The organism is Synechococcus sp. BIOS-U3-1, from assembly GCF_014279975.1.
Classification (GTDB): Bacteria; Cyanobacteriota; Cyanobacteriia; order PCC-6307; family Cyanobiaceae; genus Synechococcus_C.
Window position 1 is genome coordinate 1957819 of the sequence record NZ_CP047936.1, and the last position, 12367, is coordinate 1970185.

The 12367-nt window shown below is 57.5% G+C and carries 14 protein-coding genes; 6 read left to right on the forward strand and 8 right to left on the reverse strand.

Features of this window, described 5'->3' with window-relative positions; all coding sequences use genetic code 11:
• Positions 1-5: 5 nt before the first annotated feature.
• Genes SynBIOSU31_RS10715 through SynBIOSU31_RS10735 form a run of 5 tightly spaced genes read right to left on the reverse strand, consistent with a single transcriptional unit; the run spans position 6 to position 4356 of the window.
• Complete coding sequence (locus SynBIOSU31_RS10715) at positions 6-485, reverse strand: hypothetical protein (protein WP_186489884.1); 480 nt, start codon at positions 483-485, stop codon at positions 6-8.
• A 4-nt stretch (positions 486-489) separates the two neighbouring features.
• Positions 490-1347: an ABC transporter permease gene (locus SynBIOSU31_RS10720; RefSeq protein WP_186489893.1), complete on the reverse strand. Its 858-nt coding sequence runs from the start codon at positions 1345-1347 to the stop codon at positions 490-492.
• Between the two features lie 37 nt (positions 1348-1384).
• Positions 1385-2398 carry an ABC transporter ATP-binding protein gene (locus SynBIOSU31_RS10725; RefSeq protein ID WP_186489896.1) on the reverse strand — a complete coding sequence of 338 codons (1014 nt, stop codon included), beginning with the start codon at positions 2396-2398 and terminating at the stop codon, positions 1385-1387.
• A 28-nt stretch (positions 2399-2426) separates the two neighbouring features.
• Complete coding sequence (locus SynBIOSU31_RS10730) at positions 2427-3434, reverse strand: heme o synthase (RefSeq protein ID WP_186489898.1); 1008 nt, start codon at positions 3432-3434, stop codon at positions 2427-2429.
• A complete protein-coding gene (locus tag SynBIOSU31_RS10735; protein ID WP_186489900.1) occupies positions 3427-4356 on the reverse strand; it encodes a COX15/CtaA family protein in 930 nt (309 codons plus the stop codon). Before SynBIOSU31_RS10735 ends, SynBIOSU31_RS10730 begins: the two co-directional genes overlap by 8 nt.
• Positions 4357-4586: 230 nt before the next feature.
• On the opposite strand from SynBIOSU31_RS10735, the gene SynBIOSU31_RS10740 reads away from it, so the two are divergent.
• From SynBIOSU31_RS10740 to SynBIOSU31_RS10755, 4 genes are all read left to right on the forward strand, one after another.
• The gene (locus tag SynBIOSU31_RS10740) at positions 4587-5411 is read left to right on the forward strand and encodes a cytochrome c oxidase subunit II (RefSeq protein WP_186489902.1); all 825 of its coding nucleotides are present in this window, start codon (positions 4587-4589) and stop codon (positions 5409-5411) included.
• Positions 5408-7078 (forward strand): cytochrome c oxidase subunit I, encoded by a 1671-nt coding sequence (gene ctaD, locus SynBIOSU31_RS10745; protein WP_186489903.1) that lies wholly within the window; start codon positions 5408-5410, stop codon positions 7076-7078. The genes SynBIOSU31_RS10740 and ctaD overlap by 4 nt, the downstream gene beginning before the upstream one ends.
• Positions 7075-7689 (forward strand): cytochrome c oxidase subunit 3, encoded by a 615-nt coding sequence (locus SynBIOSU31_RS10750; RefSeq protein ID WP_186489904.1) that lies wholly within the window; start codon positions 7075-7077, stop codon positions 7687-7689. The genes ctaD and SynBIOSU31_RS10750 overlap by 4 nt, the downstream gene beginning before the upstream one ends.
• A 94-nt stretch (positions 7690-7783) precedes the next feature.
• Positions 7784-8140 (forward strand): AbrB family transcriptional regulator, encoded by a 357-nt coding sequence (locus SynBIOSU31_RS10755; RefSeq protein WP_186489906.1) that lies wholly within the window; start codon positions 7784-7786, stop codon positions 8138-8140.
• A gap of 102 nt (positions 8141-8242) precedes the next feature.
• Here the strand turns inward: SynBIOSU31_RS10755 and SynBIOSU31_RS10760 are convergent, their stop codons facing one another.
• A complete protein-coding gene (locus SynBIOSU31_RS10760) occupies positions 8243-8833 on the reverse strand; it encodes an HdeD family acid-resistance protein (RefSeq protein ID WP_186489908.1) in 591 nt (196 codons plus the stop codon).
• Between the two features lie 74 nt (positions 8834-8907).
• Positions 8908-9555: a riboflavin synthase gene (locus tag SynBIOSU31_RS10765; RefSeq protein WP_186489910.1), complete on the reverse strand. Its 648-nt coding sequence runs from the start codon at positions 9553-9555 to the stop codon at positions 8908-8910.
• Between the two features lie 63 nt (positions 9556-9618).
• Between SynBIOSU31_RS10765 and SynBIOSU31_RS10770 the strand changes: the two genes are divergently transcribed.
• Positions 9619-10209, forward strand: coding sequence for a bifunctional nuclease family protein (locus SynBIOSU31_RS10770; RefSeq protein WP_186492994.1), 591 nt, complete (start codon positions 9619-9621; stop codon positions 10207-10209).
• A gap of 77 nt (positions 10210-10286) precedes the next feature.
• Positions 10287-11363, forward strand: a complete 1077-nt coding sequence (locus tag SynBIOSU31_RS10775) for an aldo/keto reductase (protein WP_186492995.1) — start codon at positions 10287-10289, stop codon at positions 11361-11363.
• On the opposite strand, the gene SynBIOSU31_RS10780 is transcribed toward SynBIOSU31_RS10775, so the two are convergent.
• Positions 11352-12362, reverse strand: a complete 1011-nt coding sequence (locus SynBIOSU31_RS10780; RefSeq protein ID WP_186489912.1) for a twin-arginine translocation signal domain-containing protein — start codon at positions 12360-12362, stop codon at positions 11352-11354. The genes SynBIOSU31_RS10775 and SynBIOSU31_RS10780 overlap by 12 nt on opposite strands.
• Positions 12363-12367: the final 5 nt, after the last annotated feature.

A 12367-nucleotide genomic window follows, 5' to 3' on the forward strand; every position in this document is an offset into this window, starting at 1 on the left:
ACGTCTCAGGACGCCTTGGGCAGATCGTGCTGGCTGACGGGTGTCAACCAGCGACGTAATCGTTGTGGACCGGCTGCAGGAACCGGCCGAAGACTTGGGGCAGGCGTGTCGCGACTGATTTCAGGATCAACAACGCGGCCCACATCGTCGAGGCAGTTTTTCAACAACGAGCTGAAACGGTTCACCCCTTTGATCGGTATCTCAGATTGCACAGCCTCGGCCCCTTCGGGTTGAACATCCAGTGCCGTAGTCGATTCAGACGACGCGATCGGACAAACTTCAGCGGCTGGCTGTGCCATGAATGGGTGTAAAGCTTCTTCAGAAGACACAAAACCCTCTGGCAAAGACTCGACCCCGAAACGATGAACCCACTGCAGTTCGAGGCGGGTCAACAGGGAATGATCATCCTCTTGCAGTGCCTGTTCGATTAAGCGCTGAAGGCTGATTTGGCGAGGGTCCTGATGCTGGTAAGGGGAATGGTTCACGGAATCAGGCAAGCTTGCGATTGAGCAGAGGGCGGATCAGCAGGAACAAAGCGGCCGTCAGCAGCGTCAACACCAAAAGACAGGTGGTGCCGGTGACGGAGCCATAGGGCGCTTCCAACAGAACCGATGACAGATCAAGCGGGCCGGCATAAGCGGCACGAATGGGTTCAATCGCGAAGGTAAGGGGATTTAGCGATGCAAGCCAGCCCAGCCAGGGAGGCATGAAGCTCAGCGGGGCAAGTGCCGTGCTCGCGAACAGCAGAGGCAGATTGGCTACAAAGATCACCGCAATCAGCTCAATGTGTCCTGGCAGGGCAAACGCCAGTCCAAGACTCAACGCTGTGACTGCGAACACCAACAGCAGCAACGTCACCATCACCAACACCAGACCAGCCGCTCCTGGCCACCCATAACCAAGCAGAGATGCGGTGAGCATGATTGCGAGGCTCTGCACAAGACTCAACGTTGTGATGTAGATCACAGAAGCCAGAACAATCGAGCTGCGACTGCGCAGCGGAGCAACTAACAAGCGGTTCAGGAAGCCGAATTCACGGTCGAACATCACCGGAAGTCCTGCATTGAGCGCAGCACTGAAGGCAGTGAAGACGATCACCCCCGCCCCGAGAAAACGGCCGTAGCTCATACCTCCGGGCAGCAATCCCTCCGGTGCACGGGAGAACAGAGCACCGAACAGAACCAACCAGATCAATGGCTGAAGCACACCGGCCACCAACGTGGATGGACGCCGTTGCAGCTGAAGGAACAGACGTCGCGTGAGCGCGAATGTTTCCTGCAAAAGCTCGGCAATTGCCGAGCTTTTGTTGGCGTTAGAGGAGCTTGTACCGAGGGCAGGACTGGTCATTGACAAGACAGAAACAGAAAAAACATCAGGTGAGGCATCAACGCATCGACTGGCGTCGTTCTTGCTTGGGATCGCGCTGACCTGCCACGGCAAGCTCGGCATCCATCAGGGTGCGGCCAGTGGCCTGCAGATACACATCATCAAGACTGGGACGGCTCTGCGACAGAGAGAACACTTCAAGGGCCTCACTCGCCAACTGCTGCTTCAGCGTTGCAAGAACATGCTCACCATCGACAACGAGGTTGAGCGAATAACCCTGAGCGCGGTTAATCACGATCCGCCTCACGCCATCTACTACTTCCAGAAGTTCACACACCCGCTCAGCCTCAGGCTGGTCGCTGAATTCGCGCACTCTCAGAGTCACCCGATCTCCACCGAGCTGCTGTTTCAGGACTTCAGGCGCTCCTTCTGCAATCACACGGCCGGCATCGATGATCGCCATCCGATCAGCAAGAGCCTCCACTTCTTCGAGATAATGACTGCTCAAAAGAATCGTGGTTCCCTGATCGCGGAGGTCTCGAAGCACCTCCCAAATCACAGCGCGACTTTCAATATCAAGGCCGACCGTCGGCTCATCCAGAACCAGCAGCTGAGGTTGGTGCAAGAGTCCGCAGGCCAGATCCAACCGCCGTCTCATCCCGCCGGAATAGGTACCGCAGCGACGGTCAATCCAGTCACCCATCGACATGCGATCCACCAGCTGATCAATGCGGTTGTTCCGGTCCTGCCGTGGCAGGTGATAGAGATCTCCCTGGAGTGCCAGAAGTTCGCGGCCAGTAAGGATTTTGTCAATCGCCACCTCCTGAGCCACATACCCCATCAGTTGGCGAACCGTTCGAGGTTCCTGCAACGCATCCACTCCTGCAACAACAACACGTCCTTGGTCAGGTGCAAGCAATGTGGCCAGGATGCGCAATGCAGTGGTCTTTCCCGCTCCATTCGGCCCAAGCAATCCGTAGAGGCAGCCTGAGGGAACAGACAAACTGAGTCCGCTCAGAGCTGAAACAGTCCCATAGGACTTTTCCAGTTGATCCAGCTCAAGCAGTGACATGCCACCCACGGAAACAATCGTTTGAAATCTAGGAAGCAATCCCAGGAAACCCTGCAGTCAGCGTCATCAGCCATCCCCTGAGCTGAAGATCGAACAGAGAAGCAGCGGAGAGACGGCTGATAATCAGCAACAAGCAGATCCCGAAGAGATAAAGAATCGACCAGCGGAACAGTCCTTTGGCACGATCAGTGCTGTCGGGCTCCTCGGCGAGTTTGCCAATCATCTGAAGCAGACGCCCGTTGAAGGGAAGCAGTAGCAGGCCATAGAAAAGACCTCCCTCCGGTAACGCCCAGATTCCGAGCATGCTGATCACAACAGTGGCCCAGCCATAACGGCGAATGGCGCGAGCTGTGACGACAGGTCCTTTCACCACAGGCAGCATCGGGATGCCGACCGCTCGATAGTCATCGCGCAGGAGCAAGGCCAGAGCCCAGAAATGCGCCGGCGTCCAGACCATCACAAGCGCAAAGAGCCACCAACCACTTAGGCCCACATGGCCAGTAGCTGCCGCTGCACCGACCAGAGGAGGGATGGCACCAGCGACACCGCCAACCACGATGTTCTGTGGTGTCCTTGGCTTCAGCACTGCCGTGTATAGCAACACATAGCTGCAGAGTCCAAGCAGCGACAGCCCTGCAGCGAGACAGTTCACCCCACTCACAAGCAGCGTTGCCGCCGCCAAGGTGCAGGAGACTGCACCGGCAAAAGCGGCTGTGGGCGACAGGCGACCCGAAGGCAGAGCACGGCCGCTTGTGCGCTGCATGCGGCCATCCAGTTCCTGCTCCCAGAGACAGTTAAGAACGCCTGCGGCGGCTGCGGCAAGAGCGCCACCACCAAGCGTGCAGGCCAGCCGCGGAGAGGTGAGTGGCCAGCCCTCGGTTAAGGCCATCCCACCGAGGGTCGTAGCCAGCAGCAGAGGAATTAGTCGCGGCTTGGCCACCTCAAGCCAAGGGGGAAGCTTGACGCGCTTCCGCGAAGGAACAATTTGCTCGCGAGTGAGCGGAGCCGAGAGTGCAGCTGTGGTGGAACTAGCCATGACAGGCCTCCAAGGCGGAAGAGTCGAGAACGACGGGAAGTGGATCTGATGAAGTGGGTTGACGCCTGCAGGTCAGTCCTGCGAGAACCGCAACGAGTAGACAAGCCACCAACTGATGAGCCACGGTCACTGCGGGCTGTGAAAGGCCAAGACGCAGCGTCGTGACACCAAGGCCGATCTGTGTGCCCACCAGCACAGGAGCCATTAATAAAAGTGGCCACTGCTCTCGTCCCCAGCGCCCACTGAGCAGGGCCACCAGTACGAACAGCAGCACACAGAGAGCTGTCGGCGTTGCCGCGGCACGATGCCAGTACAGCCACTGACAAGACTGACCCGCTTCAAGACAGCGCTGAGAAGCCCACGACGTGGCCATGCCAGCACCCAGCAGGCACTGGGCAGAAACCGCCAGCACACTCAATGAGCCGAAAACAGTCCACCAGCGAGGAGCAGCAATGGACTTGGGCTCTGACAGAAGAGTCTGTGTCAGACCACTGACCGTGATCACTAGCGCAAGAGCCAGGGCCAGATGGGCTGTGACAACACCGGAAGGCAACAGCTTCAACACCGTGAGCGCTCCAAGACCTCCTTGCAGAGCAACCATCAGCACCAGAAGCGCACTAAGGGGTAATAACCAACGAGGCAGCTCTCGGCGGTACCACCAAACGACCGCCATCTGCACCAGAAGTGCCAGGCCGACCACAAAGGCGTCGAGTCGGTGGAACCACTCGAGGAAAACCTGGACGTTCATCTGACGACCAGGCAGCAAGCTGCCGTAACAAAGAGGCCAATCAGGACAGGCAAGGCCTGCCTCCATGACCCTCGTCGCTCCTCCGATCACCACCAGAGCGACGAGGGCCACTACAAGATGGGCAGCTAACTGAGCTAGCCGAAGACGAATCGGATTAAGTGACGAAGCAGTCAACGCAAACTCCGAATGGAGATGGTGATCCACGGAACGTAGCCGTCTGAATCAGAACGGCACGATGTGTAGCCGAGTGCAACATCTTCAATCTCAGACTTGATGCGACTTTGCTGACAAGACAGCCCTTGAACTCAGAAAAGCCGAAGGATTTTCAGGCTTGCTTAACAATCAACGCGTGGTGATTATTAACCAACCTCCATAGCCTGAAGAAACACAAGTTGAGGTCCGGGGTGCCCATCCCCTCAGCAATTCTCACCCTGGTTTTAGGGATGCTCCTCGTGCTCGGGGGGCTTTGGATTGGCCAGAACATCAACCTTCTTCCAGTTGATGCCAGTGCCAATGCGCCGATTTACGACGAACTGTTTCGCGTTTTGTTCAGCATTGGCACAATCCTTTTTATAGGAATAGTCGGATTAATTGTTTTCAGCCTTGTACGTTTCCGTCGTCGCCCCGGACAACTCGGAGATGGATTGGCTCTGGAGGGCAACCTTCCACTCGAAGTGTTCTGGACTGCAGTGCCGGCGATCGTCGTTCTCTTCGTTGGGCTTTACAGCTACGACATCTACGAACGCATGGGCGGGATGGTTCCACTCGGCCATGGCAACCACGGTTCGCAAACAGTTGGTGATCAGCGCGTCTGGGGTGGCATTGGCTCAACACAGGATTCCCAGACAGCAACGGCGACAGGAATTCCGCCATTGCCCATCGAGGTGACAGCGATGCAATTCGCATTCCTCTTCCATTACCCAGAAGGAGACTTCATTTCCGGAGAAATGCATGTCCCTGTCGACCGACCGGTTTCACTGCGGATGGAAGCCAAGGACGTGATTCATGCTTTCTGGATTCCTGAATTCCGCCTGAAGCAGGACGTGATCCCCGGGCAACCGACGGTTCTCGACTTCACCCCGACCCGCACGGGGACTTACTCGATCGTTTGCGCAGAGCTCTGTGGTCCATATCACGGAGGCATGCGTTCGAGCGTCGTAGTCGATAGCACCGACGACTTCGACACCTGGCTCCAGTCCAACCGAAAGCCCCCCGTTGCTGAAGCATGACGATCACAGCTCCCCAGAAAACAGCGCCAGCGTTACCTCCTCTTCAGCCGACAGGATGGCTTCGCTATCTGAGCTTCAGCGTCGACCACAAGGTGATCGGCCTTCAGTATCTCGTTTGCGGATTTGCCTTCTATCTGATCGGTGGCGCAATGGCCGGCGCGATTCGAACAGAACTGCTGAGTCCGGTTTCAGACTTCATGGCCAGGGATGTTTACAACCAGATCCTCACCCTGCACGGAACCGTGATGATCTTTCTCTGGATCGTCCCAGTAGTCAACGGGGCCTTCGGAAATTATCTAATCCCCTTCTATGTGGGAGCCAGGGATATGGCCTATCCCCGACTGAATGCAGTTGCTTTTTGGCTCATTCCTCCAGCAGGACTAATGCTCATCAGCAGCTATTTCATCACGGGTGCTGCTCAGTCGGGCTGGACAGCGTATCCACCACTCAGCATCACAACACCTGCTACTGGTCAGATTATCTGGATTCTGAGTGTTCTTCTTCTAGGCGGGAGTTCAATCTTCGGCGGCATTAATTTCATCGCGACAATACTCAAACTTCGTCGCCCTGGACTGAAACTGATGCAGCTTCCGATGTACTGCTGGGCGATGCTTGGCACCAGCATTCTCGTTGTTCTCTCTACTCCAGTTCTCGCAGGAACACTCATCATGCTGAGCTTCGATATTGTTGCTCACACTGGTTTTTTCAATCCTGGTATGGGAGGAAATGTTGTTGTTTACCAACATCTTTTCTGGTTCTACTCTCACCCAGCTGTTTACATCATGGTGCTACCTGCCTTTGGCTTGGTGAGTGAAATTCTTCCGGTTCACTGCAGAAAACCCCTATTCGGATACACAACAATGGTGTATTCGATCATGGCCATCGTTGTTCTTGGATTGGTGGTGTGGGCTCATCACATGTTCACAAGTGGCACTCCACCCTGGATGCGTCTGTTCTTCACCATTGCGACAGCCTTCATCGCAGTTCCCACCGGAATCAAATTCTTCAACTGGCTGGCCACACTTTGGGGAGGTCGAATCAGTCTGAACAGTGCTGTGCTGTTTTCTTGTGGCTTCATTGTGAACTTCGTACTCGGGGGAATCACCGGTGTTGCCCTCGCACAGGTTCCATTTGACGTTCACGTTCATGACACCTACTTCGTTGTTGCCCATTTCCACTACATCGTCTACGGAGGCTCGGTGTTTGTGATTTTTGCTTCGATCTATCACTGGTACCCCAAAATCATCGGACGCATGCTCGATGAGCATCTCGGGCGTTTGCATTTTCTACTGACCTTCGTTGGCTTCAACCTCTGCTTTGCTCCCCAGCACTGGCTTGGCTTGAACGGCATGCCACGACGGGTTGCCGAATACGACCCACAGTTTGAGTTCGTTAATCAGATCAGCAGCGCAGGAGCACTGCTGATGGCCATCAGCACCCTTCCTTTTCTCTGGAATGTGATCGCCAGTGCCTTTTCCGGTGCCATCGCAGGTGACAACCCATGGAGGGCACTCACTCCTGAGTGGCTGACATCATCGCCACCACCGGTCGAGAACTGGAAAGGAGATCCCCCTCTGGTGACCCATCCCTACGGCTACGGCACCCCTGCCGACGAAATCGATCTGAACTCTGCCAGCGGCAGTGATCTTTGGAGAAACGGTCAATGACATCACTCACACCTCAAAACGCTCAGCTCGATCACGTGGATGATCATGACTCAGACCACGGATCTGAACACCCGGATCACCGCATGTTTGGTTTGGCCACCTTCTTGGTGGCTGACGCCATGACGTTCGCCGGATTCTTCGCTGCCTATCTCACTTTTAAGGCGGTGAATCCGTTGATGCCAGGTGCGATCTATGAGCTTGAACTGCCTCTGCCAACGCTCAACACCGTTTTGCTGTTGGTGAGCAGCGCAACCTTTCACCGCGCTGGCGTGAACCTGCGTAGACAGCAGAACGAACGCTGCCGGCTTTGGCTGATGCTGACCGCAATGCTCGGCATGGCCTTTCTCGCCAGCCAAATGGTGGAGTACTTCACCTTGCCCTTCGGCCTCGCCGACAATCTCTACGCCAGTACTTTTTATGCCCTCACGGGCTTCCACGGATTACACGTGACCCTGGGGACACTGATGATTCTGATTGTGTGGTGGCAATGCCGTACACCTTCAGGTCGTATCAGCGCCAACAATCATTTCCCGCTCGAGGCAGCCGAGCTCTATTGGCATTTCGTGGATGGAATCTGGGTCATTCTGTTTGTGATTCTCTACCTGATCTGACGAGCATCGACTCGAATCAAGTGAAGGAAATTCGACGAAATTCTTGCCCAGGTTGCAATCTGGGGTCAGAATTGATGTGTCTTTTCCGATAGACATGCTGGTTGGAGAGGAATTACTGAACAAGGCGCGGGCTCTCAGCAACCGCCCTGAAGATGAGATCGCCCGGGGCTGCGGTTACGTCGGCCCGAGTGGCCGCCTGATGCGCAAAAGTTTTTACAGAGCCCTAGTGGAAGCCAAGGGTTACAAGCTTCCCTCCAGCAATGGCGGTGCAGGAGGAGGCAGCCGAGGACGTCAGGCCGAATTCCGCACACGCGTTCATGGCAACGGCAACCTTCTGATCGGCCACGCGTATACCAAACGCCTTGACCTTGTACCTGGCCAGGAATTCAAAATTGAACTGAACAAGGATTCCGGCACGATCACGCTTCTGCCTCTCGCCGAGTCCATCTGACTCAAGAGTTAGGACATCGACCAACTCAACCGCTCAGCCAAGGAGACAGCTATTGGCTGCTCCTTGGTTTTTGCGTCAGCCTGTTGATTCAGGCTGAGTGGTTCACGCGATCGCAGGTGGATCCTGGCCGTCATTGATGCTGGAGCTGAATGCGATCAGCTCGATTCCGCTGAATAGGAAGCTGATGCCCACCAGCGTTCCGAGCACCCAGAGCAGACCCCAGAACTTGAGGGTGACGATCAGCAGGCCAAGAATGAAGGTGATCACTCCATTGGCGATAGCCCATCCTGCACCAGGTTGACCGCTGTTGGCCAGTCCGTTGAAGAAGGCCACAACGCCCTCGACGATGAAGACGATGCCAATAGCCAAGGCGAACGCAACCACCTGCTCAGCGGCTTCACCGGGATCACGGAAGTTACTGATCATCGAGCCACCGGCCACGAGGAACAGCGTGGACACAACCAAACGCCAGAAGCAGATCCAGCGACCCATCCGGCGGGAACGAGCCAGGTTGCTGATCCAGCCGACTACACCGCCGACGAGAAACAAAACGGCAATCACGCCTGTGGTCCAGAACGAAGCGACAACTGGGAAAATCAGGGCCAGGACGCCCAAAACAATCAGAAGAATGCCCTCTGCGATCGAGAAGGCTTTGAAGGTGCCCAGGGATTCGGAGCGGTCCTCGGAATTCATGAACAGTTCAGAGTGAACAACATCCGAAAGGTATTGAGACCTAACCAATCCCGCCATGTTGTTGTGGTCGCCGCTCAACCCCAGCCGTGCTCTGCAAGCCAGGCGGCACTAATTGGTGGTATTCCGTCCTTGGAGCCACTGGCACTGATGAGCCGCTCCGTATAACGAGCCAGCAGATCGATCTCGAGGTTGACCTCATCGCCAACCTGCAGATCACGAAGGGCTGTGACCGACCACGTATGTGGAATCACAGCGAGCCAGAACCGCGCCCCGGCATCAGCGCAACCCGCCACTGTGAGGCTGATGCCATTCACCGCAACACTGGCCTTGTCGCAGATGTAGCGGCCGAAGTCCGCATCTCGCCAGCGCAGTTCCAAATGCCATGACTGGGGCAGAGACTCCACGGCGACCACCTCACCGATGCCGTCCACATGGCCGCTCACGAGATGTCCTCCCAATCGGTCAGACAGACGAAGAGCAGGTTCGAGATTTACAGATCCTCCTCCAGCGGCCTTCGCCCCGAGAGTGGTGCGCTGAAGCGTCTCCTCACTCACATCCGCGAGAAAACCGTCACCCACCAGTGATGCCACTGTGAGGCAAACACCGTCCACGGCGACGCTGTCACCAAGGTGCAATGGAGCGAAAGCACTACAGCCGTCAACGAGCAGAGCGCGACCGCGTCGTTCGACCTGACCCACCGCCTGGACCAACCCCGTGAACATTGCCCATCTCCTTCCCTTGCACTGGTCATAATCGAGATAGCGGCGGAGCCGTACTTGATCGAGATGAGCGTGGCGGGAATCGCCCTGGATGCCAGCAACCGCAGTCCAATTGTGCTGCTGCGGGACCCATCGCGACGTCGACAGGTGCCGATCTGGATCGATCAGGCTCAAGCGCACAACATCATGGCCGGCCTCAATGGCACGCCTCAGCCCAGGCCCCTCAGCCATGACCTGATGGCTGCATTGCTGGATGCAGGGGGATTGCAGCTGGAGCGCGTGATCATTCATGCGATCGAAGACAGCACGTTCCGGGCCGTACTGCGGCTTCGTGACAGTGATCTCGACAGCGACACCGTCTCTGCCGTAGTGGATGCAGTTGAGACTGTTGTCGACGGGGATGACAACCTCCTAGAGATTGATGCACGCCCCAGTGATGCGATCGCACTGGCTATTCGCACCGGCAGCAGCATCTGGATGCTTGAAGAAGTCGTCGCGGAAGCCTCAATTGCCGTGGATGCCGAAGCGGATGCAGAAGATCGAGATGAATTCCGTCGCTTCCTAGACGGGATCAGTCCCGCCGCCCTAGGACGCCACCTGGAATCGCGCCAGCCTGGGGATTCCAGGGACGCCCAAGGCGACACCCCGGCCCCTTGAGCAGCACACTCCCCCGTCCTGTTCTGCGTCGCTCATTCGGTGATGGAGCCGATGTGAGCCTGTTCACGCTCGGCACCATGCGCGCCGTCCAGTCTCCGCAACAGATGCTGCAGCTGTTACGCGCAGCTCTTGCGGCTGGCATCAACCATCTCGAAACTGCACCTGCTTATGGGCCTGCTGAAGCTTTTCTAGGCAAGGCCTTGGCACAGCTGATCAAGGAGGGCGCATCACCCGCCGACGGTGGCTGGGTGATCACCAGCAAGCTGCTTCCGGGGCAGAGCTTTCTCTCTGGGCGTGAGGCTCTGGAGTCCAGCCTCAGCAGACTCGGGATCGACACGCTGGACAATCTGGCCATTCATGGCCTGAACCTGGACTGCCATCTCGACTGGGCGCTTTACGGCGAAGGAGCCAAGCTGATCGAGTGGGCCCTCGCCAGCGGCAGGGTTCGCCAGGTGGGCTTCAGCAGCCACGGGTCCAATGCCCTGATCGAGCGTGCAATCGCCAGTGGCCGCTTCAGGTTCTGTTGCCTGCATCTGCATCTGCTGGACCCCACGCGCATGCCACTGGCACAGCAGGCCCTAGCGAGATCCATGGGCGTACTTGCGATTTCTCCGGCTGACAAGGGTGGTCGACTGCAGGCACCGAGTGAGCTGCTGGTAGCTGACTGCAGTCCGTTCCAGCCTTTGCAGCTGGCCTATCGCTTTCTACTTGCGGCTGGCGTCAGCACACTCACCGTAGGAGCCCAGAGCGCCGCAGACCTCAAATTGGCTCGATCGCTGGCAGCCAGCGGCGGTCCATTGGATCTCGAGGAGCAAAGAGTTCTCGCTCACCTTGAGCAGCAGCGTGAGAGTCGGCTTGGCCATGAGCTCTGCGGCCAGTGCCGTGCCTGCCTGCCATGCCCCAACGACGTCCCGATCCCCGAGCTGCTGAGGTTGCGCAATCTCGCCAACGGCCATGACCTGATGGAATTCGCCGGAGAGCGCTACAACTTGATTGGCCGAGCTGGGCACTGGTGGGAAACGATCGATGCGAGCCAATGCGACCGCTGCGGTGACTGCCTGCCGCGCTGCCCTCACCAGCTACCGATCCCAGAGCTGCTGGCCGACACCCATCGACTTCTGGCAGCGGCACCGCGACGGCGGCTATGGGGCTGACGCCTTCCAGAGCTGCTGCAAACGTTGCTGCTCGGCAGCATCAGGTGGCAACAACATCCAGCTCTGCGCCCAGACCGATTCCTGCGGAAGCACAAAAGGGCGTAGTCGGAGGGGAATCCGACCCACCGCTCCGACAAGCTCATCCCTGGACAGCGGCGGAATCCAGCCCTGAGCTAACAATCTTGACAGCAAAGGTTGCTTCCAGGCCTTCAGCACCCATTCCTGGGGGATGGGTTCAGCGGTCTGGGAAGGTCGAACCAGCAGCGTCCAGTGCAGTGGTGCACCCTGCTCAGGCAGCACAGCAATGAGTCTGGGATCACGCTGGAGAGCCGCCATACAGCGCTGCAGCGGCAGCACGGCACACCTGGCATCGCCCTGCAGCAGCCAGTTCATTGCGAAACGGTCGTCAAAACTGAGAGCCGCAGCACGAAGGCGACGCAGAGCGTCACTACCACCCATCCTCTCGGCGAGTGAAATCAGCAGCCTCGGACTGGAGGGCAGCAGCAGCTTGCCCTGCACTGCAGAGTCGAGCAGTGCGTCCCAGCCGGCATCTGGAGCAGGAGCATTCGTCCCATCTCGCCGGACCACCATGACCCACGGGCTGAAGGCCACCGGCAACAACAGACGCCTCCAAACCGGGGAGGCCTCATTGAGAAAGCGTTGTCCAAGAGGACCAATTTTCGACTGAAGAGCATCAGTGGCGACCGCCTGCAAACGCTCAGGGCTGATCACCGACAACCAGCCGTCAGTCAGAGCCAGCATGTCCGTTGGCAGCGGCCACGGACTGTCCAGAAGGGTCTCACTTGAGAGCGCACCGAAACGCCATGGTGCGGGCAGATCACGACGCCAGATCGAGGGCAAACTCTCAGGCGCTGCACGCAGCGTTGGGACCGATCCTCCCCGGCTGCAGCCACTGAGCCCCGCCGCTGCTGTCACAGCAGCGAACTGGAGAAACCGACGACGGTTCAACAATGGCGCCGGAACGACAACAGGCTTCATGATCC

What these genes read in the sequence shown, in the direction of transcription:
- SynBIOSU31_RS10780 (WP_186489912.1), bottom strand. Translation starts at nt 12,362, where the DNA reads ATGAAGCCTGTTGTCGTTCCGGCGCCATTGTTGAACCGTCGTCGGTTT.
- SynBIOSU31_RS10775 (WP_186492995.1), top strand. Translation starts at nt 10,287, where the DNA reads ATGCGCGCCGTCCAGTCTCCGCAACAGATGCTGCAGCTGTTACGCGCA.
- SynBIOSU31_RS10725 (WP_186489896.1), bottom strand. Translation starts at nt 2,398, where the DNA reads ATGTCACTGCTTGAGCTGGATCAACTGGAAAAGTCCTATGGGACTGTT.
- SynBIOSU31_RS10730 (WP_186489898.1), bottom strand. Translation starts at nt 3,434, where the DNA reads ATGGCTAGTTCCACCACAGCTGCACTCTCGGCTCCGCTCACTCGCGAG.
- SynBIOSU31_RS10755 (WP_186489906.1), top strand. Translation starts at nt 7,784, where the DNA reads ATGCTGGTTGGAGAGGAATTACTGAACAAGGCGCGGGCTCTCAGCAAC.
- SynBIOSU31_RS10720 (WP_186489893.1), bottom strand. Translation starts at nt 1,347, where the DNA reads ATGACCAGTCCTGCCCTCGGTACAAGCTCCTCTAACGCCAACAAAAGC.
- SynBIOSU31_RS10765 (WP_186489910.1), bottom strand. Translation starts at nt 9,555, where the DNA reads ATGTTCACGGGGTTGGTCCAGGCGGTGGGTCAGGTCGAACGACGCGGT.
- SynBIOSU31_RS10760 (WP_186489908.1), bottom strand. Translation starts at nt 8,833, where the DNA reads ATGAATTCCGAGGACCGCTCCGAATCCCTGGGCACCTTCAAAGCCTTC.
- SynBIOSU31_RS10750 (WP_186489904.1), top strand. Translation starts at nt 7,075, where the DNA reads ATGACATCACTCACACCTCAAAACGCTCAGCTCGATCACGTGGATGAT.
- ctaD (WP_186489903.1), top strand. Translation starts at nt 5,408, where the DNA reads ATGACGATCACAGCTCCCCAGAAAACAGCGCCAGCGTTACCTCCTCTT.
- SynBIOSU31_RS10770 (WP_186492994.1), top strand. Translation starts at nt 9,619, where the DNA reads ATGAGCGTGGCGGGAATCGCCCTGGATGCCAGCAACCGCAGTCCAATT.